The sequence below is a fragment of the Streptomyces sp. NPDC058685 genome (assembly GCF_042714725.1).
In the GTDB taxonomy this organism is placed as follows: Bacteria; Actinomycetota; Actinomycetes; order Streptomycetales; family Streptomycetaceae; genus Streptomyces.
On the sequence record NZ_JBHXSL010000009.1, the window covers coordinates 71563 to 96338 of the forward strand.

At 71.9% G+C, this 24776-nt stretch carries 19 protein-coding genes, 3 tRNA genes and 1 pseudogene; 8 read left to right on the forward strand and 15 right to left on the reverse strand.

Features of this window, described 5'->3' with window-relative positions; translation table 11 throughout:
- Positions 1–216: 216 nt before the first annotated feature.
- The 3 genes from ACFWU3_RS11135 to ACFWU3_RS11145 all read right to left on the reverse strand — a co-directional run bounded on the left by ACFWU3_RS11135 (position 217) and on the right by ACFWU3_RS11145 (position 3694).
- The gene (locus ACFWU3_RS11135) at positions 217–2166 is read right to left on the reverse strand and encodes an ABC transporter permease (RefSeq protein WP_384434799.1); all 1950 of its coding nucleotides are present in this window, start codon (positions 2164–2166) and stop codon (positions 217–219) included.
- Positions 2167–2359: 193 nt separating this feature from the next.
- Positions 2360–3172 (reverse strand): molybdate ABC transporter substrate-binding protein, encoded by an 813-nt coding sequence (modA, locus tag ACFWU3_RS11140; protein ID WP_384434480.1) that lies wholly within the window; start codon positions 3170–3172, stop codon positions 2360–2362.
- 126 nt (positions 3173–3298) lie between these two features.
- On the reverse strand, positions 3299–3694 hold the full coding sequence (locus tag ACFWU3_RS11145) for a helix-turn-helix transcriptional regulator (protein ID WP_352209040.1): 396 nt from the start codon (positions 3692–3694) through the stop codon (positions 3299–3301).
- A 200-nt stretch (positions 3695–3894) separates the two neighbouring features.
- On the opposite strand from ACFWU3_RS11145, the gene ACFWU3_RS11150 reads away from it, so the two are divergent.
- Positions 3895–4332 carry an SRPBCC domain-containing protein gene (locus tag ACFWU3_RS11150; RefSeq protein WP_384434484.1) on the forward strand — a complete coding sequence of 146 codons (438 nt, stop codon included), beginning with the start codon at positions 3895–3897 and terminating at the stop codon, positions 4330–4332.
- Between the two features lie 99 nt (positions 4333–4431).
- Here the strand turns inward: ACFWU3_RS11150 and ACFWU3_RS11155 are convergent, their stop codons facing one another.
- The 4 genes from ACFWU3_RS11155 to ACFWU3_RS11170 form a co-directional block, all read right to left on the reverse strand.
- Complete coding sequence (locus tag ACFWU3_RS11155; RefSeq protein ID WP_384434487.1) at positions 4432–5268, reverse strand: hypothetical protein; 837 nt, start codon at positions 5266–5268, stop codon at positions 4432–4434.
- A 91-nt stretch (positions 5269–5359) separates the two neighbouring features.
- Positions 5360–5433: transfer RNA gene (locus ACFWU3_RS11160), tRNA-Ile, on the reverse strand.
- 191 nt (positions 5434–5624) lie between these two features.
- Positions 5625–5697: transfer RNA gene (locus ACFWU3_RS11165), tRNA-Asn, on the reverse strand.
- A 5-nt stretch (positions 5698–5702) separates the two neighbouring features.
- Positions 5703–5775 (reverse strand) — tRNA-Asn (locus ACFWU3_RS11170).
- Between the two features lie 173 nt (positions 5776–5948).
- Between ACFWU3_RS11170 and ACFWU3_RS11175 the strand changes: the two genes are divergently transcribed.
- The 4 genes from ACFWU3_RS11175 (at position 5949) to ACFWU3_RS11190 (ending at position 11483) form a co-directional block, all read left to right on the forward strand.
- Positions 5949–6248 (forward strand): YtxH domain-containing protein, encoded by a 300-nt coding sequence (locus ACFWU3_RS11175; RefSeq protein ID WP_384434490.1) that lies wholly within the window; start codon positions 5949–5951, stop codon positions 6246–6248.
- A 36-nt stretch (positions 6249–6284) separates the two neighbouring features.
- Complete coding sequence (locus tag ACFWU3_RS11180; protein WP_384434493.1) at positions 6285–7730, forward strand: FGGY family carbohydrate kinase; 1446 nt, start codon at positions 6285–6287, stop codon at positions 7728–7730.
- Positions 7731–7821: 91 nt separating this feature from the next.
- Entirely contained in the window at positions 7822–9555 is a 1734-nt protein-coding gene (locus tag ACFWU3_RS11185; RefSeq protein WP_384434497.1) for an ABC transporter ATP-binding protein, read from the forward strand.
- Positions 9552–11483 carry an ABC transporter ATP-binding protein gene (locus ACFWU3_RS11190; RefSeq protein ID WP_384434500.1) on the forward strand — a complete coding sequence of 644 codons (1932 nt, stop codon included), beginning with the start codon at positions 9552–9554 and terminating at the stop codon, positions 11481–11483. Before ACFWU3_RS11185 ends, ACFWU3_RS11190 begins: the two co-directional genes overlap by 4 nt.
- Positions 11484–11520: 37 nt before the next feature.
- On the opposite strand, the gene ACFWU3_RS11195 is transcribed toward ACFWU3_RS11190, so the two are convergent.
- The 5 genes and pseudogenes from ACFWU3_RS11195 to ACFWU3_RS11215 all read right to left on the reverse strand — a co-directional run bounded on the left by ACFWU3_RS11195 (position 11521) and on the right by ACFWU3_RS11215 (position 18516).
- On the reverse strand, positions 11521–12777 hold the full coding sequence (locus ACFWU3_RS11195) for an RNA polymerase sigma factor (RefSeq protein WP_384434503.1): 1257 nt from the start codon (positions 12775–12777) through the stop codon (positions 11521–11523).
- Positions 12778–12895: 118 nt separating this feature from the next.
- The gene (gene dnaG, locus ACFWU3_RS11200) at positions 12896–14797 is read right to left on the reverse strand and encodes a DNA primase (protein ID WP_384434506.1); all 1902 of its coding nucleotides are present in this window, start codon (positions 14795–14797) and stop codon (positions 12896–12898) included.
- Positions 14798–14841: 44 nt separating this feature from the next.
- Positions 14842–16104, reverse strand: coding sequence for an NAD(P)/FAD-dependent oxidoreductase (locus ACFWU3_RS11205; RefSeq protein ID WP_384434509.1), 1263 nt, complete (start codon positions 16102–16104; stop codon positions 14842–14844).
- A gap of 129 nt (positions 16105–16233) precedes the next feature.
- Positions 16234–17568: a deoxyguanosinetriphosphate triphosphohydrolase gene (locus ACFWU3_RS11210; protein ID WP_384434512.1), complete on the reverse strand. Its 1335-nt coding sequence runs from the start codon at positions 17566–17568 to the stop codon at positions 16234–16236.
- A gap of 46 nt (positions 17569–17614) precedes the next feature.
- Positions 17615–18516, reverse strand: a pseudogene (locus tag ACFWU3_RS11215) (sirohydrochlorin chelatase).
- Positions 18517–18784: 268 nt separating this feature from the next.
- Between ACFWU3_RS11215 and ACFWU3_RS11220 the strand changes: the two are divergent.
- The 3 genes from ACFWU3_RS11220 to ACFWU3_RS11230 all read left to right on the forward strand — a co-directional run bounded on the left by ACFWU3_RS11220 (position 18785) and on the right by ACFWU3_RS11230 (position 22309).
- Positions 18785–19399 (forward strand): vancomycin high temperature exclusion protein, encoded by a 615-nt coding sequence (locus ACFWU3_RS11220; protein ID WP_384434802.1) that lies wholly within the window; start codon positions 18785–18787, stop codon positions 19397–19399.
- Positions 19400–19464: 65 nt separating this feature from the next.
- Entirely contained in the window at positions 19465–20046 is a 582-nt protein-coding gene (locus ACFWU3_RS11225) for a TIGR03086 family metal-binding protein (RefSeq protein ID WP_384434515.1), read from the forward strand.
- A gap of 124 nt (positions 20047–20170) precedes the next feature.
- A complete protein-coding gene (locus ACFWU3_RS11230; protein ID WP_384434518.1) occupies positions 20171–22309 on the forward strand; it encodes a molybdopterin oxidoreductase family protein in 2139 nt (712 codons plus the stop codon).
- 66 nt (positions 22310–22375) lie between these two features.
- Here ACFWU3_RS11230 and ACFWU3_RS11235 read toward each other — a convergent pair whose 3' ends face one another.
- The 3 genes from ACFWU3_RS11235 to ACFWU3_RS11245 form a co-directional block, all read right to left on the reverse strand.
- On the reverse strand, positions 22376–22813 hold the full coding sequence (locus ACFWU3_RS11235; protein ID WP_384434520.1) for a gamma-glutamylcyclotransferase family protein: 438 nt from the start codon (positions 22811–22813) through the stop codon (positions 22376–22378).
- Positions 22810–23133, reverse strand: a complete 324-nt coding sequence (gene cutA, locus ACFWU3_RS11240) for a divalent-cation tolerance protein CutA (RefSeq protein ID WP_384434523.1) — start codon at positions 23131–23133, stop codon at positions 22810–22812. The genes ACFWU3_RS11235 and cutA overlap by 4 nt, the downstream gene beginning before the upstream one ends.
- Positions 23134–23245: 112 nt before the next feature.
- Positions 23246–23881, reverse strand: coding sequence for an NADPH-dependent FMN reductase (locus ACFWU3_RS11245; RefSeq protein ID WP_384434526.1), 636 nt, complete (start codon positions 23879–23881; stop codon positions 23246–23248).
- Between the last annotated feature and the right edge of the window lie 895 nt (positions 23882–24776).

Here is a 24776-nt window from a genome sequence, read left to right on the forward strand (position 1 = left end):
CGGCCATTCGGGCCCTCGACGGGAATGAAAAGAACTGCTCCGGTCTTGCGCGGAGTTGACTGGTTCCCCGATGACAAGAGTGCAGCGGACCTCTCGTTCGAGCATCGAGTTGTCGAATACCGACAGCGCGTCGGCTTCTCGCCAACTCCCCTGGTACTACTGGCCGTTCGGGCGAACTCAGGGCGGTTGGGATGTGGCCCGACAGATCGGGGAGGGTCACAAAGTGACGACGACTGCCTCGGTCGCCTTGACGCTTGTCCAAACGGAAGTGCCGTCCGCCAGCCCGAGTTCGGCGGCCGCCTGGGGAGTGATCTCCGCCACCAGGTCCGGGGCCCGAGAAGAAGTGACGAGAATACGCAAACGGCTGCCCGTCGCGGTGATTTCCCGGACCGTGCCGGGCCACACGTTCCGGGGACTGCCACCCGGCTTTTCCCGGTGCACGGAAACGGCCTCGGGGGCGATGACGGCCAGTGCCTCGGTACCGGCCGGCAGCGGCTCGGCGATCACGAGGAAACCGCCGCCCGGCAGCCTCAGTCCGTTTCCGTCGGCGGTACCGGTCCAGGCGTTGCGGCCCAGCATCCGGGCCACCCACGGGGAGCGGGGGTGCCGGGTGACCTCCGCGGGCCGGGCGTCCTGGAGTGCGCGCCCCTCCTCCAGGACGAGTACCCGGTCGGCGAGCGAGACTGCTTCGACCGGGTCGTGGGTCACCATCAGACAGACACCGCCGAAACCCTCCAGGTGCCGGCGCAGGGTGTGGCGCACATGGGCGCGGGTGGTCTGGTCGAGCGCGGCCAGCGGCTCGTCGAGCAGCAGCAGCCGCGGCCGGGCCGCCAACGCCCGCGCCAGGGCCACTCGTTGGGCCTGACCTCCGGAGAGCTGGGCGGGCCGGCGGTGCGCGAGCCCGCCCACCCCGAGCCGGTCCAGCCACGCCTGGGCGCTGCGTCGCGCCTCGGCGCGCGGGACACCGTGGGCGCGCAGCCCGTACGCGGTGTTGCCGAGCGCGCTCAGGTGCGGGAACAGCGCGCCGCTCTGCGGCACCCAGGCGACGCCCCGCCGGTGCGGAGGCAGCCCGGTCACGTCCGCGCCGCCGAGCCGGAGTGCGGCATGGGCACGCGGCGTGAGCCCGAGCAGGGCGCGCAGCAGGGTCGTCTTGCCCGCGCCGTTGGGGCCGACGACCGCGACGGTGGTACCGGGTCCGGCGTTCAGCGCGAGCTCGACGAAGCCGCTGACCTCCGCCTCCAGCGAGCAGTCCTGCCGCACCTGCGCGATCTCCCGCGGGAGTTCCTCGGCGAGGGGAACGGGCTCGGGGCCCGCGCCCATCGGCACCACGGGGTCGGCGGCGTCGACGGCACTGCGCCGGCCCGCCGAACGCCCCGGGGAGCGAACCGCCGTCGGGCCACCCGTCCACCGCCCCCGCAGAGCGATCAGTACGGCCATGGCGATGGCGAGCAGCAGCAGGGACACGGAGGTCGCCGCCTCGGGCCGGTCCTGGAGCAGCAGGTACACCTGGAGCGGCAGCGTCTGCGTGGAGCCCGGGAGGTTTCCGGCGAAGGTGATGGTCGCGCCGAACTCGCCGAGCGCGCGGGCCCAGGTGAGGGCGGCGCCGGCCATCAGGCCCGGGGCGACCATCGGCAGCGTGACGGTGAGGAACACCCGTACCGGAGAGGCCCCGAGCGAGGCGGCCGTCTCCTCGTAGGCCGGGCGGAGTCCGCCGAGCGCGCCTTCGAGGCTGATGACGAGGAAGGGCATCGCGACGAAGGTCGCGGCGACCACCGCGCCCGAGGTGTGGAAGGGCAGGGTGATGCCGAACGTGCCCTCCAGCCAGGGCCCGAGCAGTCCGCGGCGCCCGAACCCGAGCAGCAGGGCCACACCGCCCACGGTGGGCGGGAGCACCATCGGCAGCAGCACCAGGGAGCGGACGAGCACCTTTCCCCGGAACTCGACCCGGGCCAGCAGCCAGGCGAGCGGCACTCCGAGGACCAGGGACAGGCCGAGCGCCCAGAAGGAGACGAGCAGCGACAGCCGGAGCGCCTCCGTGACCCCCGGGCTGGTCAGATGCGTGACGAGGCCCGCCCATTCGGTACGCGCGAGGATGCCGATCAGCGGCATCAGCAGAAACGCGATCGCCAGCAGCGCGGGCACGGCGAGTGCGACGGGGGTGCGCATCCCGGAGGAGCGCCCGCCGGCCGTCGGGGAGGCAGCGGCGGCGGGGCGCCCGTCCGTACCCGGGGCGTCGTCGTCGGCGCGGATGCGAAAGCGTTTCATCGGGGTTCCTGGAGTGCTGGGTCGTGTCCGCAGGGCCTTCCGTGGCCGGTCACGCGGCTGCCCGGCCCCCGGCCCGGGCAGCCGCGCGAGAGGGTCACGGCTGCTGGAAGCCCGCCTCCTGAAGGATCTTCTGCGCCTCGGGCGTGCTCAGCCACTGCACGAACGCCGCCGCGGCCTGCGCGTGTTCGGAGGACTTCAGCGTCGCCGCCGGGTAGGCGGCGACGGCGTTCTGCGCGTCCGGGATCTCGACCGCGTCGACCTTGTCCGCCGCGGTGGAGGCATCGGTCTTGTAGACGAGTCCGGCGTCGGCCTCGCCGAGCTCGACCTTGCTCAGCACCGCCCGGACGTTCGGCTCCTGGGAGACGGGCTTCACCGTGATCTTCTGGGCGTCCAGGATCTTCTTGCTGTAGCGGCCGACCGGCACCTCGGGCGCGGCCAGCACGACCTTCAGCTTGCTGTCGGCCAGGTCCTTCAGCTCATCGATCTTCTCCGGGTTCCCCTCACGGGTCGCGATGACCAGCCGGTTCCTGGCGATGACGGTCGGCTTCCCGGTGTCGGCCTTCAGCCCGTCCATGGTCTTGGTGTCGGCGGTGACCAGGGCGTCGGCGGGCGCGCCCTGCTTGACCTGGGCGGCCAGCTCCTGGGAGCCGGCGAAGGAGAAGGTGATCTTCGTCCCGGGGTGGGACTTCTCGTACGCCGCCCCGGCCTTCTTGAAGACATCGGTGAGCGAGGAGGCGGCCAGCACGGTCAGATCCGCCGCGGCGGTCCCGGAGGCGGTGGTGCCCTCGGCCGCGGGGCTGCCCTTCGTGTCGTCGCTGCCACAGGCGGCGAGCGGTACGAGAAGGGCCGCCGTCAGCAGGGCGGCCGCGGTACGGCGGCGGGTGAAGGGGAAGGACGAGGCAGTCATGCGGTGGCACTCCTGGTGATGCGTTCGGAGCAGTCCGCGCCGGTGACGGGCGACGCCGCTGCGGGGCGACGGGCGATCCGGAGCGATCCGGAGGGCCCGGTGGGACGGGACGAGCGGGAGAAGCGGTCAGGCGCGGTCGATGTGCACGCTGGTCGACTTCACGCGGGCGGTGGCCTGCATGCCGACCTCGAGCCCCAGCTCCTCGACGGCCTCCCTGGTCAGCAGCGAGACGAGCCGGTGCGGCCCGGCCTGGATGTCGACCTGGGCGGCGACGTCGCCGAGTTTGACCGCGGTGACGATGCCGGGGAAGGAGTTGCGGGCCGAGGTGTAGGAGACGTCCTCCTCGCCGGCGCCGCTCTGGGCGACCTCGATCGAGAACGCGGCCAGGTCCCGGCCGTCGATGAGGCGGCGGCCGCTGTCGTCGCGATGGGTCGCGACCCTTCCGGCGTCCGCCCAGCGGCGCGCGGTGTCGGGGCTCACGCCCAGCAGACGGGCCGCCTGGCCGATGGTGTAGGACTGCATGTGCGCCACGTTAGGCGCCACGGAGCCGCATCTACAAGGTGCAAGCTGCGTTTCCGTAGCAAATGCCAGCCTCCTTGGATGATGCCCCAAGGAGCCCGAAAACGCGGCCACCCCCCGGTATCCGAAGGTGCCCGGGGGCCGAGGCCTGGTTACGCTGCGTCAAGACGGCACATGTCCGACACGTCCGAAGGGACGAGGCCGTGAGTACTGACGTGGTCACCCTGGAACGGCCCATAGCCGCCCGGCCCGAGACGGTGTTCTCCTTCCTCACCGACCGGAACAAGTGGCTGCTCTGGATGGGTAAGGACGGCCGGTTCAGCTTCGAGCCCGGCGGCGCCTACCGGACGAACATCGTCGGCGACAACGTCGCCGAGGGCCGCTTCGTCGAGATCGATCCGCCCGAACGCCTTGTCTTCACATGGGGCTGGACCGAGGGCGCGCTGTCCATCCCGCCCGGCTCCACGACGGTCGACATCACGCTCGAACCGGTGCCCGACGGCACCCTGCTCCGTCTCGTCCACAGCGGCCTGCCGACCCCCGAGGCATGCGCCGCGCACAAGGAGGGGTGGACGCACTACGTGGACCGGCTCGCGACTCTGGCGGCGGGCGGCAATCCCGGTTCCGACAACTGGAGGTGAGCTGCCCGGCAGGGCGTGCCGCGGACCCATGTGGGCGAGCGGTTCGCTCCCACGCAGTCGCGACGACCGAAGACGCCCGGCACACAGGTGCTGCTTCGGTCAGGGATGCTCGAAGAACTGGAACAGGCCGCCGACGAAGAAGCACGCCGCTCCCGTGAGCGTTCCCCAGTTGGCGACGACGATGTTCACCACGCTTCCCGTCGAGGGGTGCGTGAAGGCAGCCAGTGCCGAAACCAGGAAGAGGACGGATCCGAGCTGATTGACCGCGACGATCCACCATCCGAGGTCCCGGGGACGGACGCCCGGCCGGCCGTGGCAGACCTCGACCAGGGCGAGGTGCCCCGAGATCAGGAACAGGATGCACCCGACCATGTCGGGGGCCCAGATCAGCCGGTTCACCTGCTGGACCGAGAGCCCTTGCAGCAGAGAATTCAGCAGATTGATGCCGAACACCAGCGTTCCCACGAACAGCAGGAAGGTACTGAGCCAATCGATCCGCTGGGGCTCGTAGCTCCACCATTTCCAGCGCTGTGCGGCCAGCGCACCGGCCCGGCTGTCCCGGCGGGGAGCGTTGACCGCCTGGAGCAGTGAGGCGTAACCGCCGGTGTTGAAGAACAGGCCGCCGACGAAGTAGACCCAGGCGCCCGTCGCGCCGGGCGGACCGAACTGAGCGATCCCCGCCCCGAGGGCGAACAGGGCGCCGCCGACGGTGAACGCACCCGCGGCGATGGCATTCAGCCGGCGCAAGCGGCCGACCGACACACTGTCCGCTCTTCTGGAACGGGGCTCCGGCTCGCCCGCGACCCGTACGGTGAGCAGACCGCGCTTGCGTGCCGGACGCGATTCCCAGACCGCGGTACCGCCGTCCAACAGCCGCCAGGTCAGGCGGGTTGTGAACGGCCCCGCGCCCTCGACGTGCTCCTCGGTTCGGCTCACGCGCCGACCTTAGCCCCGTGACGGGGAAAGATCCTCTGGGATCGATCAGCGGTACAGCAGGTGAGAACGTTCCTGCACCCGCGGCGTGCGGTGGGGCGGGTGGGACTCGAACCCACGGCCGACGGATTATGAGTCCGCTGCTCTAACCGGCTGAGCTACCGCCCCTAACGGCGCGTCGCGCACAAATGTGCGCGCCGTCTGCCGCAGCATAGCCGCTCATACGATCTCCTGCCTCGGATGGTCGGCAACGCCCAACCATGAGGACTGCGCTGCCTGCTGCCCGGTTCCAGGAGATGTCGATCAGCCTCCGGGCACACGAAAAAGGACCCCTCGACGGGGTCCTGTTCCGGTATCTGCTCCCCCGGCTGGACTCGAACCAGCAACCCTCCGGTTAACAGCCGAATGCTCTGCCAATTGAGCTACAGGGGATCGCGCTCCCCCGACTGGACTCGAACCAGTAACCTGCCGGTTAACAGCCGGCTGCTCTGCCAATTGAGCTACAGGGGATTGCTGCGTGTGCACCGAACGTACCCAACCCGGGCGTCCCGGAGGGCGTGCGCTCGCTGCGACACATACATTAGCGCAAGCAGGGGGGTGCTCCGCCAATCGGTATGCCCCCGGGTGATCAGGGGCGATCACGGGTAGGCGCCCAGCACCGACGTAAGGGAAGGGTGGCAGACATGCGGTACAAGGTCACGTTCGTCGTCGGACTGGCTGTCGGCTATGTGATCGGCACACGGGCCGGCCGTGAGCGCTACGAGCAGCTGAAGAAGTCCGTGCGCCAGCTGTCGCAGAACCCCGCCGTGCGCAATGCCGCGGAGTCTGCGGCGCACAACGGTCGCGAGGTGGCCGGCAAGGCCTTCCACGCGGTGAGCGACAAGGTCGGGGACCGGATGCCGGACTCGGTCTCCGAGCGGGTCAGGTCCCTGCGGGAGCGCAGCTCCGGCAGGGAGGACGAATGGGGAACGACCAACACGTGACGCCGCCGCTCCACATGTGCGGCAGAATCTTTCCCCATGGGGATAGTCGCCGGTCTGGACAGTTCGTCTGCATTCACCCGCATCGTCGTCTGTGACGCGGACACGGGTGCCGTGTTGCGGCAGGGCTATGCCCCGCATCCGGTGGAGCCCAAAGCCACCGAGGCCGATCCGCAGGCGTGGCTGCTCTCGCTCGGCGAGGCGGCGGCCGGTGGCCTGCTCGAAGGTGTGCAGGCCATCGGCGTCTCCGCCCAGCAGCACGGCATGGTCCCGCTGGACCGTCAGGGCGGACTCGTCCGGCCCGCGCTCCTCGGCAACGACAAGCGCGCGCAGGTCGCCGCGGCGGATCTGATCGACGCACTCGGCGGGCGTCAGCCCTGGGCCGAGGCGGTCGGCTCGGTGCCGCAGGCCGCGCACCCGGTGGCGAAGCTGCGCTGGATGGCGCGCTCCGAGCCCGAGGCGGCCCAGCGCGTGGCCGCGGTGCTCCAGCCGCACGACTGGCTGGTGTGGCAGCTGCTCGGCCGGCCGGTCCGCCGGACCACCGACCGTGGTGGCGCCTCCGGCACCGGGTACTGGTCGGCGGGCACCGGTTCCTACCGTCCCGACCTGGTGGAGCTGGCTCTCGGCCATCAGTGCGCGCTCCCCGAGGTGCTCGGCCCGGCCGAAGCGGCGGGCACCACTCCCGAAGGTCTGCTGATCTCCGCCGGCACCGGCGAGACGATGGCCGCCGCCTTCGGTCTCGGCGTCGGCGTCGGCGACGCCGTGGTCTCGCTCGGGGCCTCCGGCTCCGTGATGGCCGTGCACCACGAGGCGCTGGCCGATCCCAGCGGAATGATCACGTCGTACGCGGACGCGACCGGCATGCATCTGCCGGTCGTGCACACCTCCAACGCGGTACGGGCCCTGCGCGGCACCGCCGACCTGCTGGGGGTCGACGGCCTCGAGGAACTCTCCGCGCTGGCCATGAAGTCCACGCCCGGCTCCTCCGGGCTGGTCCTGCTGCCCTATCTGGAGGGCGAGCGGACCCCCCAACTGCCGCACACCGCGGGCACCCTGACCGGTCTGCGCCGGGAGTCGATGCGACCCGAGCATCTGGCGCGGGCGTCCTTCGAGGGCATGCTCTGCTCGCTCGCCGACGCGATGGACGTACTGCGCGCCCGCGGCGTCGAGGTGCGCCGGGTCTTTCTGCTGGGTGCGAGCGCCGAGCTGCCGGCCGTGCAGTCCGCGGCCCCCGGGATCTTCGGCGCACAGGTGGTCGTGCCGCAGCCCGCCGACTACGCGGCACTCGGCGCGGCACGGCAGGCGGCCTGGGCGCTCGGGGCCTCGCGGGGGATGCTGTCCCCCGCGTCCCCGCCGATCTGGCAGGACGCCGCGGCGCAGCTCTTCGAGCCGGGCGACGAACTGGCGGTGGGTCAGGCCGTGCGCCAGCAGTACACCGCGACCCGGGAGCAGTTGCACCCCGGCGCCTTCGGCCCGACATCTTGACCCTGCTTTGAATCAAACCCGTGGGGTTCGGGGGGCGGAGTGCCGCAAGATGGGGTGACCCCCCGATCTTGCCGAGCCCGAGAGACAGCGCGTGCTGATACGACTGCTGCGGACCCATCTGAGTCCGTACACACGACCCATCGCCCTGCTGGTGGCGCTGCAGTTGCTGCAGACCAGCGCCACTCTGTATCTGCCCACGCTCAATGCCGACATCATCGACAACGGTGTCGTGAAGGGTGACACGGGCTACATTCTGCGGCTCGGCGCACTCATGATCGGCATCAGTCTCGTGCAGGTCACCTGCAACATCGGTGCCGTCTACTACGGGGCGCGGACCGCGTCCGCCCTCGGACGGGACGTGCGGGCGGCCGTCTTCGACCGGGTGCAGAGCTTCTCGGCCCGCGAGGTCGGGCGCTTCGGAGCACCGTCGCTGATCACACGGACGACCAACGACGTCCAGCAGGTGCAGATGCTGGTCCTGATGGCGTTCACCCTGATGGTGTCGGCTCCCATCATGTGTGTCGGCGGCATCGTGCTGGCGCTCGGCCAGGACGTGACCCTGTCCACCGTGCTGCTGGCGGTGGTGCCGGTGCTCGGCATCGCGGTGTCGCTGATCGTCAAGAGGATGCGGCCGCTGTTCCGGACCATGCAGGAGCGGCTGGACACGGTGAACCGGGTGCTGCGGGAGCAGATCACCGGCAACCGCGTGATCCGCGCCTTCGTCCGGGACGGCTACGAGAAGGACCGCTTCCGCGGGGCGAACACGGAACTGACCGATGTGTCCCTGGCCACCGGCCGGCTGATGGCGCTGATGTTCCCGACCGTGCTGACCGTCGTGAACGTCTCGTCCGTCGCCGTGGTCTGGTTCGGTGCGCACCGCGTCGACAGCGGCGCCATCCAGATCGGCGCGCTGACCGCGTTCCTCGCCTATCTGATGCAGATCGTGATGGCCGTGATGATGGCCACCTTCATGTTCATGATGGTGCCGCGCGCCGAGGTCTGTGCCGAGCGGATCGACGAGGTCCTGGCGACGGAGTCGAGTGTGGTGCCGCCCGCCGCGCCGGTGCGGAAGCTGCACCGGCGGGGGTATCTGGAGGTGCGCGGCGCCGAGTTCCGCTACCCCGGGGCCGAGGAGCCGGTGCTGCGCGATGTCTCGCTGTCGGCGCGGCCGGGCGAGACGACCGCGATCATCGGCTCGACCGGCAGCGGAAAGTCGACGCTGCTCGGTCTGGTGCCGCGGCTGTTCGACGCCACCGGCGGCGAGGTGCTCGTCGACGGGGTGGACGTCCGCGAACTCGAACCGGCGCTGATGGCCCGGACCGTGGGACTCGTCCCGCAGAAGCCGTTCCTCTTCTCCGGCACGGTGGCGACGAACCTGCGGTACGGCAAGCCCGACGCGAGCGACGAGGACCTGTGGCAGGCGCTGGAGGTCGCGCAGGCCGCCGACTTCGTCCGCGAGCTGGAGGGCGGGCTCGACGCGCCGATCGCGCAGGGCGGCACGAACGTCTCCGGCGGTCAGCGCCAGCGGCTCGCGATCGCCCGGACGCTGGTGCAGCGCCCGGAGATCTATCTGTTCGACGACTCGTTCTCGGCGCTGGACTACGCGACCGACGCGGCGCTGCGGTCCGCCCTGTCGCTGGAGACCTCGGAGGCGACGGTGGTCATCGTCGCCCAGCGGGTGTCCACCATCCGTGACGCGGACCGGATCGTGGTCCTGGACGAGGGGCAGGTCGTGGGGGCGGGAACCCACCGCGAGCTCATGGCGGGAAACGAGACCTACCGGGAGATCGTGCTCTCGCAGCTGACGGAGGCTGAAGCCGCATGAGCGGGCCGGGTGGACGCATGATGATGGGCCCGGTCGAGCGGTCCATGAACTTCAAGGGCTCGGGCAAGCGGCTGCTGAAGCGGCTCGCGCCCGACCGGAGACTGCTGTGGGTGATGCTCGCGGCGGGTGTGCTGAGCGTCGCGTTCTCGGTGGTCGGGCCGCTGGTGCTGGGCCGGGCGACCGACCTCGTCTTCGCGGGTGTCGTCGGCCGGGACATGCCGGAGGGGACCACCAAGTCCCAGGCGATCGACGGTCTGCGGGACAAGGACCAGGGCGGGCTCGCGGACATGCTGTCCGGGGTGGACTTCACGCCCGGCGAGGGCATCGACTTCACCACCGTCGGTCATGTGCTGCTGGTGGCGCTCGCGCTGTACGTGATCTCGGGGCTGCTGGCGCTGGTCTCGACCCGGCTGTCGATCCGGGTGATCAACCGGGCCGTGTACCGGATGCGTGAGGACGTCCAGGCGAAGCTGTCCCGGCTGCCGCTGTCGTACTTCGACCGGGCCAAGCGCGGCGAGGTGCTGAGCCGGGCGACCAACGACATCGACAACATCTCGCAGACTCTCCAGCAGTCGATGGGCCAGCTCATCAACTCGCTGCTCACCATCGTCGGTGTGCTGGCGATGATGTTCTGGATCTCGCCGCTGCTGGCGCTGGTCGCCCTCGTCACCGTGCCCGTGTCGGTGTTCGTGGCGACGAAGGTCGGCAAGCGGTCACAGCCGCACTTCGTGCAGCAGTGGAAGTCCACCGGGACGCTCAACGCCCACATCGAGGAGATGTACACCGGCCACGCCCTGGTGAAGGTCTTCGGACGGCAGGACGAGTCCGCCAGGGACTTCGCCGAGCAGAACGAGGCGCTGTACGAGGCCGGATTCAAGGCGCAGTTCAACAGCGGTGTGATGCAGCCGCTGATGTTCTTCGTCTCGAACCTCAACTACGTGCTGGTGGCGGTCGTCGGCGGACTGCGGGTCGCGTCCGGCGCCCTGTCGATCGGTGATGTGCAGGCCTTCATCCAGTACTCCCGGCAGTTCTCGATGCCGCTGACCCAGGTCGCTTCCATGGCGAACCTGATCCAGTCGGGTGTCGCGTCCGCCGAGCGGATCTTCGAACTGCTGGACGCCGAGGAGCAGGAGGCCGACGCACCCTCCGCCGGGCGCCCCGAGCGGCGTCTCGGCCGCGTCGCGCTGGAGAAGGTCGCCTTCCGCTACGACCCGGACAAGCCGCTCATCGAGGATCTGTCGCTGACGGTGGAGCCGGGCCACACGGTCGCGATCGTCGGCCCGACCGGCGCCGGCAAGACCACGCTGGTCAATCTGCTGATGCGGTTCTACGAGGTGACCGCGGGGCGGATCAGCCTCGACGGCGTCGACATAGCGGACATGTCGCGGGAGGAACTGCGGTCCGGTATCGGCATGGTGCTCCAGGACACCTGGCTGTTCGGCGGCACCATCGCGGACAACATCGCCTACGGCGCCGCCCGGGACGTGACGCGGGCCGAGATCGAGGAGGCGGCGCGCGCCGCGCACGCCGACCGCTTCATCCGTACGCTGCCCGAGGGCTACGACACGGTGCTCGGCGACGACGGGGCCGAGGGCGCGGGTGTGAGCGCGGGCGAGAAGCAACTGATCACCATCGCGCGGGCGTTCCTGTCCGACCCGGTGATCCTGGTGCTCGACGAGGCGACGAGTTCGGTCGACACGCGTACGGAGGTCCTGATCCAGAAGGCGATGGCACGTCTCGCCCACGGCCGTACGAGCTTTGTGATCGCCCACCGGCTCTCCACCATCCGGGACGCGGACGTGATCCTGGTGATGGAGAACGGGGCGATCGTCGAACAGGGCACGCACGACGGCCTGTTGGCGGCGGAGGGCGCCTATGCGCGGCTGTATTCGGCACAGTTCGCGCAGGCGGTCGTCGAGGTGGAGTGAGAGCGGGAGCCCCGCGGCTGCCCGGAGGTCCGGGGTGTCAGTCCAGGTAGCCGCGGAGCTGGTCGGCGAAGGCGTGGTCGCGCAGTTTGTTGAGGGTCTTGGACTCGATCTGGCGGATGCGTTCGCGGGTCACACCGAAGATCCGGCCGATCTCCTCCAGGGTGCGCGGGCGGCCGTCGACCAGCCCGTACCGCAGCTGCACGACCTTGCGTTCGCGCTCACCGAGGGTGGAGAGCACCGCTTCGAGGTGTTCGCGCAGCAGCAGGAACGCGGCGGACTCCACGGGTGACGCGGCGTCGCCGTCCTCGATGAGATCGCCGAGGGCGACGTCGTCCTCCTCCCCCACCGGCGCGTGCAGCGAGACCGGTTCCTGGGCGAGCCGCAGCACCTCGCCGACCCGCTCGGGCGCCAGGTCGAGCTGGGCGGCGACCTCTTCGGCGGTGGGTTCGTAGCCGCGCTCCTGGAGCATCCGGCGCTGGACCCGCACGACACGGTTGATCAGTTCGACGACATGCACCGGGACGCGGATGGTGCGGGCCTGGTCGGCCAGCGCGCGGGACATGGCCTGCCGGATCCACCAGGTCGCGTACGTCGAGAACTTGTAGCCGCGGGCGTAGTCGAACTTCTCGACCGCCCTGATCAGGCCGAGGTTTCCCTCCTGGACCAGGTCGAGCATGGTCAGCCCGCGGCCGACGTAGCGCTTGGCGACCGAGACGACGAGCCGCAGATTCGCCTCGATGAGCCGGCGCTTGGCCATCCGGCCCATCACGACCAGTTTGTCGAGGTCGACGGCGAGCTGGGAGTCGTCGATGTCGGGGGTGCCCGCGAGCCGCTCCTCGGCGAACAGGCCCGCTTCGACCCGCCGTGCGAGGTCCACCTCCTCGACCGCCGTGAGCAGCGGGATCCTGCCGATCTCCCGCAGGTACTGGCGGAACAGGTCGGAGGACGGCCCGCCGGAGTCTGCTCGGGCGGCGGGGGCGGGTTCGGGCGGATCGGGTACTTCCACTGCGTCCTCGACGACGGTCTCCGCGACCGTTTCGGGAACGGCCTCGGGATGGTGTGCGGGCAGGCTCTGGGCGGGGACCTGCGCGGAGACGTCGGCGGCAGCCTCGGTCTCGGTCAGGGTCTGGGTCTGCACGGGGGCGACCTCCAGGGTGATCGCTGCCGGATCGGGGGCGTACGGCAGCGGGACGGGGGCGGCCGGGCCGCTTTCCGTCCCGTACACGATGAGCGGATCCGCGGGGTCGAGAGGCCCACTCGGTGTGGACCGGCCGCGCTCCGAGGACTCAGGCACCGCCCCCAGTGTGGGGTACGACACACAGCTGCCACGAGGGGCGTGCGACGACTTTTTGAGTCCCGTGCGTGACCGGACGGTTACGGGGACGGGGTCCGGGGGCCGTGGGCCACGGCCCCTAGAGGGCGTCGGCGCCGCGGTTGCGCAGGGAGCGGGCGTACTGCTGGAGGACCCACAGCTCGTTCGCCACGGCGGTGTGCTGCTCGGGGTCGGCGTGCTGGCCGAGGCGCGCGAGCGTGCCCTGCACCTCGCTGATGCGGCGGTCCACGGCACGCAGCCGGACCGAGACGAGCTGGACGCCCGCATAGGTCTCGTCGACGATCTTCGAGTGCACGGCCTCGACGGCCAGTTCGGTGACCAGCGCGCGCACCGTGTCGTTGGAGGCGGCGTCGCGGACGCGGGCGAGATAGCCGGAGCTGTCCTGCGTGCCCTGTTCGGCACCGCCCGCCTCGGCGATGGTCTGGCGGACCGCGGCGTACGGAGGGGCGGTGAACTCGTCCACTCCGTACGCGTCGAACGCCGGGGAGACCAGGCCCGGGTGCTGGAGCGCCAGCTTGAGCAGTTCGCGCTCGGTGCGGTGGGCCGGGCTGCGGAGGTTGAGCGCGGGGCCGGACGGGAGCGCGGGGGCCTGGGGCTCCTGCTGCCGGGCGGAGGGGCGCGTCGGGGCCGGGCCGCGGCCGCCGCGGTCCCGGGCCCAACGGGCCAGCTGCGCCACGCGCTTGACGACGAACTGGGTGTCGAGGATGCCGACGATGCCGGCGAGCTGCACGGCCGACTCGTGCTGGATCGCGACGTTCTTGATGCCCGCGACGATGGGCGCGGCCTCGTCGAGCGCGGCGGCGCGGCCGGCCGGGGTCTCCAGATTGTGACGCAGCACGACCTGGCGGATCGCGAACTCGAAGAGCGGAGTGCGGGTCTCGACCAGCTTCTGCACCGCGTCGTCGCCCTGCGCGAGCCGCAGCTCGCAGGGGTCCATCCCGCCCGGGGTGATCGCGATCGACGTCTCGGCGGCGAACTTCTGGTCGTCCTCGAAGGCGCGCAGCGCGGCCTTCTGGCCGGCCGCGTCACCGTCGAAGGTGAAGATCACCTCGGCGGTGGCGTTGTCCATCAGCAGCCGGCGGAGGATCTTGATGTGGTCGCCGCCGAACGCCGTGCCACAGGTCGCGATCGCGGTGGTCACACCTGCGAGATGGCAGGCCATCACGTCGGTGTAGCCCTCGACGACGACCGCGCGGCTGGCCTTGGCGATCTCCTTCTTGGCCAGATCGATGCCGTACAGCACCTGGGACTTCTTGTAGATCCCCGTCTCGGGGGTGTTGAGGTACTTCGGGCCGTTGTCGCTCTCGTACAGCTTGCGGGCGCCGAAGCCGACGACGTCGCCGGAGATCTCGCGGATGGGCCACATCAGCCGGCCGCGGAAGCGGTCGATGGGGCCGCGGCGGCCGTCCTGGGAGAGACCGGAGAGGATCAGCTCCTTGTCGCTGAAGCCCTTGCCGCGCAGAAAGCGGGTGAGGTGGTCCCAGCCCTGCGGGCTGTAGCCGACGCCGAAGTGCTGGGCGGCGCCCTGGTCGAAGCCGCGCTCGGCGAGGAAGGCACGGCCGGTCTCCGCCTCGGCGCTGTTCTCCAGCTGCTCGATGTAGAACTGCGCCGCGATCTTGTGCGCCTCCACCAGCCGGATCCGCTCGCCCCGCTGGTGGCTCGGGTTGTACCCGCCCTCCTCGTAGCGCAGGGTGATGCCCGCCGTGGCGGCGAGCCGCTCGACCGTCTCCGAGAAGGTGAGATGGTCGATCTTCATCACGAAGGCGATGGTGTCGCCGCCCTCCTGGCAGCCGAAGCAGTGGAACAGGCCCTTGCTCGGACTGACCTGGAAGGAGGGGGACTTCTCGTCATGGAAGGGGCAGAGCCCCTTGAGATTGCCGCCGCCGGCATTGCGCAGCTGGAGGTACTCGGACACGACGGCGTCGATCGGGACGGCGTCCCGCACCGCCTTCACGTCGTCATCGTTGATCCTGCCTGCCACGCGTGAAGTCTACGGTGGCGCGGTGACACTCCTGCCTGCTCCCGTCATCCCGTGAGGGTGGTGAGGGGGACGGACGGGTCGCCGAGGGCGTCCGGGTCCACCTGGGCACCGGAGCGGATGAGGTCCTGGACGGGTCCGGTGACGTCCCACACATTGACGTTCATCCCGGCGAGCACCCGGCGGTCCTTCAGCCAGAAGGCGATGAACTGCCGCTTGCCGGCGTCCCCGCGCAGCACCACCTGGTCGTAGCTGCCGGCCGGCGCCCAGCCCGAGTACTCCAGGCCCAGGTCGTACTGGTCGGAGAAGAAGTAGGGGACACGGTCGTAGCTCACGTCCTGGCCGAGCATGGAGCGCGCTGCCGCCGGGCCGCCGTTCAGCGCGTTCGCCCAGTGCTCGACCCGCAGCCGGGAGCCGAGCAGCGGGTGGTGCGCGGCGGCGACGTCGCCCGCGGCGTAGATGTCCGGATCGGAGGTGCGCAGCTGCGCGTCGACCGCGATGCCGCCGCCGTGCGCCCGGTCGGCGAGGGCGAGGCCGGCGGCTTCGGCGAGGGCGGCGCGCGGTGCGGCGCCGATCGCGGCGAGCACGTCGTGGGCCGGGTGCTCCTCGCCGTCGTCGGTGCGGGCGGCGAGGACGACGCCGTCCTGACCGGTGATCTCGGTGAGGCGGGCGCCGAAGTGGAAGCGGACGCCGTGCTCCTTGTGCAGTTCGGTGAAGACCTGGCCGAGTTCGGGGCCGATGACCTGGTGCAGCGGGGTGGGCTCGGGTTCGACGACGGTGACCTCGGCGCCGTAGCCGCGGGCCGCGGCGGCGACCTCCAGGCCGATCCAGCCGGCGCCCGCGATGACCAGATGGCCGTTGTCGCGGCCGAGTGCGGCGAGGACCCGGCGCAGCCGGTCGGCGTGGGCGAGGCGGCGCAGATGGTGGACGCCGGCGAGCTCGGTGCCGGGGATGTCGAGCCGGCGCGGCTCGGAGCCGGTGGCCAGCAGCAGCTTGTCGTAGTGGAGGACGGTGCCGTCGCCCAGCCGGACCGATTTGGTCTCCCGGTCGACGGCGACGACGGTCTGGCCGAGATGCAGCTCCACATCGGCCTGCGCGTACCAGCCGGGCTCGTGGACGAAGACGCTGTCGCGCTCCTCCTTGCCGGAGAGATAGCCCTTGGACAGGGGCGGGCGCTCGTAGGGGTGGTCGCGCTCGTCACCGATGAGGATCACGCGTCCGGTGAAGCCCTCCGCACGGAGGGTCTCGGCGGCCTTGGCCCCGGCCAGACCACCACCGACGATGACGAACGTCCGATGTGCGTCGACCACTTGATGCCTCCTCTTTGCTTGTACGCTGCGCAGCCTTCAGCGAGCGTCCCGCACGCAGCGTGATGGCGGAAGAGGGGGTGACCATCGGGCGTGTCATCCCGGACACCCCGCGCGGGCCGCTCCGGCCGCTCAGCGGCGGGCCGTGAGCTGCGCGTGCAGACTGCGGGCGGTGGCGTCGGTGAGTGACGCGAGCTGGTCGACGACGACCCGGGCGCGGGCCCGGTCGTCGCCCGCCGCGGCGAACAGGGCGCGGAACTGCGGGTCGAGGGTGTCGGGGGCGCGGGCGGTGAGGGCCTCGGCCAGTTCGGCGAGCACGATGCGCTGGTCGGCGCGGAGGGTCTCCTGCTCGGCGCGCTGCATCACATAGCGGTCGGCGACCGCCTTGAGAACGGCGCACTCGTTGCGTGCCTCGCGGGGGACGACGAGCTCGGCGGCGTAGCGGGTGAGCCTGCCGGTGCCGTACGCCTGGCGGGTCGCGCCCTCGGCCGCGAGGGCGAAACGGCCGATGAGCTGGCTGGTGGCGTCCTTGAGGCGGGCCTGCGCGACGGCCGAACCGTCGTAGTGGTGCGGCCACCATTCCTGTTCGAGGAGGCGGTCCAGCGCCTCGGCGAGCTCCTCGGGGTCGGTGTCGGAGGGTACGTACCGGCCGATCGCCACCTGCCAGATGTCGCTGCGCTCCGGTTCGGCGAGCAGCAGGCCGGGGTCGAGATGGCCGGCGTGCAGTCCGTCCTCGAAGTCGTGCACCGAGTAGGCGACGTCGTCGGCCCAGTCCATGACCTGGGCCTCGAAACACTTGCGGTGTTCCGGCGCGCCGTCGCGCACCCAGGCGAAGACGGGCAGGTCGTCCTCGTACACCCCGAATTTGACCGACGCGGGGTCGGTGGGGTGACCGCCGCGCGGCCAGGGGTACTTGGTGGCGGCGTCCAGCGTCGCGCGGGTGAGGTTCAGACCGACGCTGACCACATCGCCGTCGTCGGTGGGGACGAACCTCTTGGGCTCGATACGGGTCAGCAGGCGCAGCGACTGGGCGTTGCCCTCGAAGCCGCCGCAGTCCTTGGCGAACGTGTTGAGCGCCTGCTCGCCGTTGTGCCCGAAGGGCGGATGGCCCATGTCGTGGGCGAGGCAGGCGGCCTCGACGAGGTCGGGGTCGCAGCCGAGCGCGGCGCCCAGCTCGCGGCCGACCTGGGCGCACTCCAGGGAGTGGGTCAGCCGGGTGCGCGGGCTGGCGTCCCACGCCTGGTTGCGGGTGCCCGGGGTGACGACCTGGGTCTTGCCCGCGAGGCGGCGCAGCGCGGAGGAGTGCAGCACACGGGCGCGGTCGCGCTGGAACGCGGTGCGCCCCGGACGCTTGTCGGGCTCGGGCGCCCAGCGCGCGGAGGCCGCATCGTCGTAGCCGTCGTCGTGGAGGCCGTTTCCGTCGTAGGTGCCGGGCCCGGGCGGGGTGGTGCTGGTGGTGCCTGCCATGCACCGAAGGTAACCGGAGCGGCCGAGGGACGGTCGACCCGGTGGGCTACGCGGAGGCGAGTTCGCGCCGCTGAGCCGCGTACGGGACGGTCAGCGCCTCGTCGTAGCGCTGGAGCAGCAGCCGGGCCAGCGCGGGGTGCGCACCGAGCGGGGCGGCGGCGATCCAGGGTGTGGCGGCGGCGCTGCGGGCGGCGAAGAGACCGGGGGCCGCGAAGTAGGAGGCGACGGCGATGCGGTGGCGGCCGCGGGCGGTGAGCGCGCGGACGGCGGCCGGGACCGTGGGGGACGCGGCCGAGGCGTACGCGGCGACGACCGGCACTCCGCCGAGGCGCTCGCTGAGCATCGCCGCCGTGCTGCGGGCGTCGGCCGCCGATTCGGGGTCGCGGGATCCGGCGGCCGCCAGGACGACACCCGTGCTGCGGCTGGTGCCGTCGCCGGGCTGCCAGCCGGCGTCGGCGAGCCGGGAGCAGAGCGCCTCCACCAGCAGGGGATGAGGGCCGAGCGGGGCGGCGATGCGGATGTCCGCACCGGGGACGGCGGCCGCCGCCTGCGGCAGGTCGTGCTTGATGTGGTACCCGCGGCCGAGCAGCAGCGGTACGAGGACGGCCGCGCCGTCCCGGGCGTGCGGTGCGGGGGCGAGACCGGCGAGGGTGTCGTCGAGCAGCGGCTGGTTCAGCTCGATGTGGCCGAGCCGTACGTCGAGGCCGGGACGCAGCTCGCGGACACGGTCGAGGAGGTCGAGGACGGTGTGGAGGGCACGGGGCTCGCGGCTGCCGTGGGCGACGGCGACGAGGATGGGCCGTTCGTTCGGGGGCATGGGCTGCGGGTTCCGTTCAGTCGCACATGGCTGAGTTGGGTGCCCAGCTGGTCGGTGATCCGTGACAGCAGCTGAGCGGTGGTGTCGAGGGGCAGTGGCCGGCCGTCTGGTACCTGTACCTGCTCCGTCATGAAGAGATCCTGGCGGATCGACATTGCGAGGCCGTTGCACGGCGGTGACAGGTGTTTTCCACCGCCTCACCGCCGCCCCGCGGCCGGTGTCAGGACCGTCGTGCCGGACCGAGGGCCGCTCGTCGTCGCCGACAGGACAGCCCTCGGGCGAACGAACCGATCCGGTCCGTTCCGCGTCTGACCGGGTGTGAAGGGATCACGACTCAGACCTCGCCTGCCCGGGCTGCCCCGCTCGCGCCGCTCTCAGCGGCGCCTCGTGCAGGCCGCGATGCTCGGCTGTGTGCTCGCTCTCGCCCCGGCGACCTGGATGCACGCCGTGGCGGACAGCCGGGTGAGGACCGTAGCGCAGGTGCCCGCGCAGGATGTGGCCGTGGTCTTCGGGGCGGGCCTGTGGAAGGGCCGGCCGACGCCCTATCTCGCGCACCGGCTGGACGCGGCCGCCGAGCTGTACCGGGCGGGCAAGGTGCGGGTCGTCCTGGTCACCGGGGACAACAGCCGGGTGGAGTACGACGAGCCCGACGCCATGCGCACCTATCTGACCGCCCGGGGCGTGCCGGACGGGCGGATCGTCAGCGACTACGCCGGGTTCGACACCTGGGACTCCTGTGTGCGCGCCAAGAAGATCTTCGGCGTGGACCGGGCGGTGCTCGTGACGCAGGGCTTCCACATCCGGCGGGCCGTCGCGCTGTGCCGTTCGGCGGGGGTCGAGTCGTACGGCGTCGGGGTCTCCGAACCGCACGACGCGACCTGGTACTACGGCGGCGTCCGCGAGATGGCCGCGGCCGGCAAGGCCGCGCTGGACGCGGCGGTGAAACCCGATCCGCGGTTCCTGGGCGCCGAGGAGAAGGGTGTGCACGAGGCGCTGGCCGCGTCCGGACGGTGATCGTCTGCGGGTGACACACGGCGGGCCGCTCGCTTCGGGATGCGCGGCGCGCGACAGTGATCGGTATGGAAAACGACGTGGCGACCCTGCTCAGCCGGCACACCGAGGCGCTCGCGCTCTTCTCCGACCGGGTGCACGCCGTGCGCCAGGAGCAGTGGGACGATCCGACACCCTGTACCGAGTGGTCGGTGCGCGATCTCGTGAACCATCTGACCGCGGAACAGTTGTGGGTGCCCCATCTGGTGGTCGAGGAAGCGGATCTCGACGAGGTGGGCGAGGCGTACGACGGCGACGTCCTCGGCGCACATCCGCGCCGGAGCTGGGACGCGGCGGCGCGCGCCGCCCGGGAGGCGTTCGCGGAGCCCGGGGCGCTGGAGCGTACGGTGCGGCTCTCCTACGGCGAGACGCCCGCGGTGGCCTACTGCGCGCAGATGACCACGGACGCGGTCGTGCACAGCTGGGACCTCTCCCGTGCGATCGGCGCGCCCGAGCAGCTGCCGGACGCGTTGGTGGCCTTCGCGCTCGACGAGGTGAGTCCGTACGCGTCGGAGCTGGAGGCGTCCGGGCTGTTCGCCCCGCCGATCGAGCCGCCGCCGGCCCACAGCCACCAGGCCAGGCTGCTCGCGCTGCTGGGCCGCCGCGCCTGACCGGCCGCGGCGTGCCTGCGGTGGCGGCGCCTCACAGGGCGCGGCAGGGCATGCGGAGGGGCGCGTACCCCGGCCGTAATGGGGCACGAGGGCCGGCGTAACAGAGGCCGCGCACGCTGGCCGTATGTCCGAGCTCACCGCCCCCGCCGCCCCGCTCACCGCGACGCACTGTCCGTACTGCGCCCTTCAGTGCGGCATGAATCTGCGCGCTCCCGGGGCCGGCGAGGAGACGGTGCAGGTCGTGGAGCGGCCGGACTTCCCGGTGAACCGGGGCGCGCTGTGCGGCAAGGGCCGTACCGCCCCCGCGCTGCTCTCCTCCCGGGTACGCCTGACCGAGCCCCTGGTCAGGTCCGCTGTCACCGGCAGACTCGAACCGGCCGGCTGGGAAGAGGCCCTGGAGAGGGTCGCGGAAGGGCTGCTGCGGACCCGGGCGGCCCACGGCCGGGACGCGGTCGGTGTGTTCGGCGGCGGCGGGCTCACCAACGAGAAGGCGTACACGCTCGGAAAGTTCGCCCGGGTGGTGCTCGGCACCTCGCAGATCGACTACAACGGGCGCTTCTGCATGTCGTCGGCCGCTGCCGCCCATCAGCGTGCCTTCGGGCTGGACCGGGGGCTGCCGTTCCCGCTGGAGGACATTCCGCGGACGGGCTGTGTGGTGCTCGTCGGCTCCAACCCCGCCGAGACCATGCCCCCGGCCCTGCGCTTCCTCACCGAACTGCGGGAGAACGGCGGCACGTTGATCGTCATCGACCCGCGCCGCACCCGCACCGCCGAGCAGGCGGACCTCCATCTCGCGCCCCGGCCCGGCACGGATCTGGCGCTGGCGCTCGGCCTGCTGCATCTGGTGGTGGCCGAGGGGCGCACGGACGAGGCGTTCATCGCGGACCGCACGAGCGGCTGGGAGGAGGCCAGGTCCGCGGCGATGGCGTACTGGCCGGAGCTGGTCGAACGGATCACGGGGGTGGGTGTGCCCCAACTGCGCGCGGCGGCCGCCCTGTTCTGCGACGCCGCATCGTCGATGGTCCTCACCGCCCGCGGCCCCGAGCAGCAGTCCAAGGGCACGGACACGGTGAGCGCCTGGATCAATCTGTGCCTCGCCACGGGGCGGGCCGGGCGCCCGCTGTCCGGCTACGGCTGTCTGACCGGGCAGGGCAACGGCCAGGGCGGCCGCGAACACGGCCAGAAGGCCGACCAGTTGCCCGGCTACCGCAAGCTGGACGACCCCGCGGCCCGCGCGCATGTGGCCGAGGTGTGGGGTGTGGCGCCCGAGTCGCTGCCGGGGCCGGGCCGCAGCGCGTACGAACTCCTCGACGCTCTCGGTACCGACGTGAGGTCGCTGCTGGTGATGGGCTCCAACCCGGTGGTGTCGGCGCCGCGGGCCGCCCATGTGGAGGAGCGGCTGCGGTCGCTGGACTTCCTCGCGGTCGCGGACGTGGTGCTCTCCGAGACGGCGGCGCTGGCCGACGTGGTGCTTCCGGTGACCCAGTGGGCCGAGGAGACGGGCACGACGACGAACCTGGAGGGCCGGGTGCTGCTGCGCCGCCGCGCGGTGTCCGCGCCGGCGGGTGTCCGCAGCGATCTCGAGATCCTCGGCGGACTGGCGGCGCTGCTCGGTCACGAGAAGGGCTTCCCGGCGGACCCCGAGGAGGTGTTCGAGGAGCTGCGGCGGGCGTCCGCTGGCGGACCCGCGGACTACTCGGGCATCACGTACCGCCGTATCGCCGAGGAGGACGGGGTGTTCTGGCCCTGCCCCGAGAACTCGGCGACGCTCCGGCACCCGGGCACGCCCCGGCTGTTCCTCGACCGGTTCGCCACCCCCGACGGGCGGGCCCGCTTCGTACCGGTCACGCACCGGGCGGCGGCGGAGGAGCCGGACGACGACTACCCGGTGCTGCTGACGACCGGCCGGGTCGTGTCCCAGTACCAGTCCGGGGCCCAGACGCGGCGCGTGGACGAGCTCAACGCGGCGGCGCCGGGGCCCTTCGTGGAGCTGCATCCGCTGCTCGCCGAACGCCTGGAGGCGGTCGAGGGCGACCGGATCGCCGTCGTCTCGCGGCGCGGGCGGGCGGTCGGGCCGGCGCGGATCACCACGGGGATCCGGCCGGACACCGTGTTCATGCCGTTCCACTGGCCGGGCGAGGGCCGGGTCAACTCGGTGACGAACCCGGCGCTCGACCCGACGTCCCGGATGCCGGAGTTCAAGGTGTGCGCGGTCCGGGTGGAGCGGGTGGGTGACGGGGCCGGGGCGCGGGAGGCGGGGTAGCCCCCTTCGGGCCTCGGGATGGCGGTGGCGGTGCCGGCAGGGTGGGCGCCGCGGCGGGGGCCGGGGTCAGGCGACCGGGCGGGCGCACCAGTCGCCGCCGGGGATGGCGGTGCCGTGCGCGCGGAGCCTCCCGGCCACGTCGGGGGCCGCCACGTAGACCCACGCCCGTACCGCCGTGCCGTCCGGGCGCAGCACGTCGAGCGCGACCCGTTCGTACAGATTGCGCGGGTGTCCGGGTGCGACGTACTCCTCCAGCCGGTCGAGCACGGTGAGCAGATCCCCGTACTCCCCCGGCGCGGCCGTCAGCAGATCGCCCATGACGCCGGAGGCACCACGGGTGCGGGACTCGACCGCGTACGGGTAGCCGGGGCCGTCGTAGAGCACCGCTCCGGGGAGGCGTGCCGGTTCCTCGGCGGCGGTGCGGCCGTGCAGGAACAGATGGTGGTTGCACTCCCCCGGCCGGAGGGTGCCGTAGACGAAGAAGGGCAGGTCCTGGCCGTTCATCGGGCCGAGGTCTCCGTGTCGATCCACGACAGGTAGTCCGCGCCGCCGGCCACCACCGGGGTGGCGATGATCTCCGGCGTCTCGTAGTCGTGGGCCGCCCGCAGATGCGCTTCCAGCTCCGGGTAGCGCTCCTCGGACGTCTTGAACAGGATCTGCCACTCCTGCGCGGTCTCGATCGTCTCCTGCCAGCGGTAGACCGAGGTGACCGGCGCGGAGATCTGCGCGCAGGCGGCGAGCCGTGCCTCCACGGCTCCGCGCGCCAGCTCCTCCGCCTTGGCGGCGCTGTCGGTGGTGGTCAGAACGGTGAGTGCCAGGGCCACAGGCGGACTCCGATCGCTACGGGGGTACTCACGGGCGGGGCCTCACGGCCCCTGCCCGGCCGGTCCGGCCCACCGTACGGGAGCCCCGCCGGCGCCCCGCCACCCGCCGGGTTCAGCCGGTGTACGGATGGGCCGACTTGGCCGTCCGCAGGGCACGGCCCCACCACGCGAGCTGGTCCAGCATCGCCTTCGCGGCGGCGTCGGGGCCCGCCGGGTCCCGGTGCCGGCCCTCGTCGTCGAAGTGGCCGCGCGCGTTGTGGAAGGACACCGTGTCGCGGACGGTCACGGCATGCATCTCGGCGAAGACCTGCCGCAGCTGCTCGACGGCGCGCAGCCCGCCGGACATACCGCCGTAGGAGACGAAGCCGACGGGCTTGGCCTGCCATTCGGTGAAGTGCCAGTCGACGAGCGCCTTCAGGGACGCGGGGAAGGAGTGGTTGTACTCGGGGGTGAGGACGACGACGGCGTCGGCGCGGGCCAGGACGGGCGAGACCTTGTCGAGCTCGGCGCGGACGGCGGGCGAGGGATCGTGGGAGATGGCGGTGGGGAGGTCCACCTCCCCGAGATCGACGAGCTCGGCCGCGAAGTCCTCCCGCTGCCGTGCGTTGACGAGGAACCACTCGGCGATGACGGGGCCGAAGCGCCCGTGTCGGTTGCTGGCAAGGATGACGGCGAGCCGGAGGGGGACGACGCGGGAGGCGTCCGTGGAGGGGTCTGTCTGCGGATTCTGCTGCGTGATGAGGTCCATGGGCACGAGGGTGGTACCTCAAGCTTGCTTGAGGTCAAGTGGACGGAAGTGGGGGTGTTCTGGCCTGCGGCCGGCGGGGTGTTGGGCGCAGGGGCGTGTGGGGCCGTGGGTGGGCGCGGGTGCCCCGTGGGGGCGCTCGGCCGCGGTGAGGGATCGACGCTGCGGCGGGAGTACGCGGGCCGGCCGCGGTCCAGGGTCCTACGGGCGGAGACGCCCGGCCATTCCACGGCCGCCGGCGAGCAGTGGGCCCCTGACAGCGGGGCGTCCATGCCTGCCACCCGGGGGCGCCCCGGCCCGCCGCCGGCGAAGGGCGTCCGCCCGCGACGCACGCCCCCCCCAGCCCGCCGTCGGCGACATGCGGGCCCCGGGGGCGCAGCCCGCAGCAAGTGACCCCCGGCGCGCAGGTCCGCGTCACCCATTCAGTCCGGGCGACCGCGATTCGCCTCGGCCCGCCCTGACCTGCGACAACCTCCGCTGTCCAGCGCGACACGCCAGGAATGGGCCCATATCTGATGCGGCATCAGCAGGCGTGCGACACGCGCTGCGCCTTACCTCGAAGAAGACGACCTCAGTCGCACCGTTCTTCCCGGAGGAACCTCATGCGTACCGCCGCCCCCCTGCCGACCGGCCTCGCGCCGGCACCTGCCCTCATAGGCACCGGTGCCACCGGAACGTCGGCCGGGACTCTGGGGAGCGGCCACGGCGCCGGTGACGTGGTGGTCGGGCTCCGTGGCGGGCCGGGCGGCCACGGACCCACCGGTCCCGGCCGCAGCGCCGGCCCGGACATCACCCAGATCGCGGCGGGGGGGGGGCGGCGGGCCCCCCCCCCCCCCCGCGGGGCCGGGGGGGACGGGCCAGGGGCGGGCGGGGGGCCGGGCCCCAGAAGAGGGGGCGC

Coding starts and splice junctions, on each gene's coding strand:
- ACFWU3_RS11135 (WP_384434799.1), bottom strand. CDS start 2,166: ATGCGCACCCCCGTCGCACTCGCCGTGCCCGCGCTGCTGGCGATCGCG.
- modA (WP_384434480.1), bottom strand. CDS start 3,172: ATGACTGCCTCGTCCTTCCCCTTCACCCGCCGCCGTACCGCGGCCGCC.
- ACFWU3_RS11145 (WP_352209040.1), bottom strand. CDS start 3,694: ATGCAGTCCTACACCATCGGCCAGGCGGCCCGTCTGCTGGGCGTGAGC.
- ACFWU3_RS11175 (WP_384434490.1), top strand. CDS start 5,949: ATGCGGTACAAGGTCACGTTCGTCGTCGGACTGGCTGTCGGCTATGTG.
- ACFWU3_RS11180 (WP_384434493.1), top strand. CDS start 6,285: ATGGGGATAGTCGCCGGTCTGGACAGTTCGTCTGCATTCACCCGCATC.
- ACFWU3_RS11190 (WP_384434500.1), top strand. CDS start 9,552: ATGAGCGGGCCGGGTGGACGCATGATGATGGGCCCGGTCGAGCGGTCC.
- ACFWU3_RS11210 (WP_384434512.1), bottom strand. CDS start 17,568: ATGGCAGGCACCACCAGCACCACCCCGCCCGGGCCCGGCACCTACGAC.
- ACFWU3_RS11220 (WP_384434802.1), top strand. CDS start 18,785: ATGCTCGGCTGTGTGCTCGCTCTCGCCCCGGCGACCTGGATGCACGCC.
- ACFWU3_RS11225 (WP_384434515.1), top strand. CDS start 19,465: ATGGAAAACGACGTGGCGACCCTGCTCAGCCGGCACACCGAGGCGCTC.
- ACFWU3_RS11230 (WP_384434518.1), top strand. CDS start 20,171: ATGTCCGAGCTCACCGCCCCCGCCGCCCCGCTCACCGCGACGCACTGT.
- ACFWU3_RS11235 (WP_384434520.1), bottom strand. CDS start 22,813: ATGAACGGCCAGGACCTGCCCTTCTTCGTCTACGGCACCCTCCGGCCG.
- ACFWU3_RS11245 (WP_384434526.1), bottom strand. CDS start 23,881: ATGGACCTCATCACGCAGCAGAATCCGCAGACAGACCCCTCCACGGAC.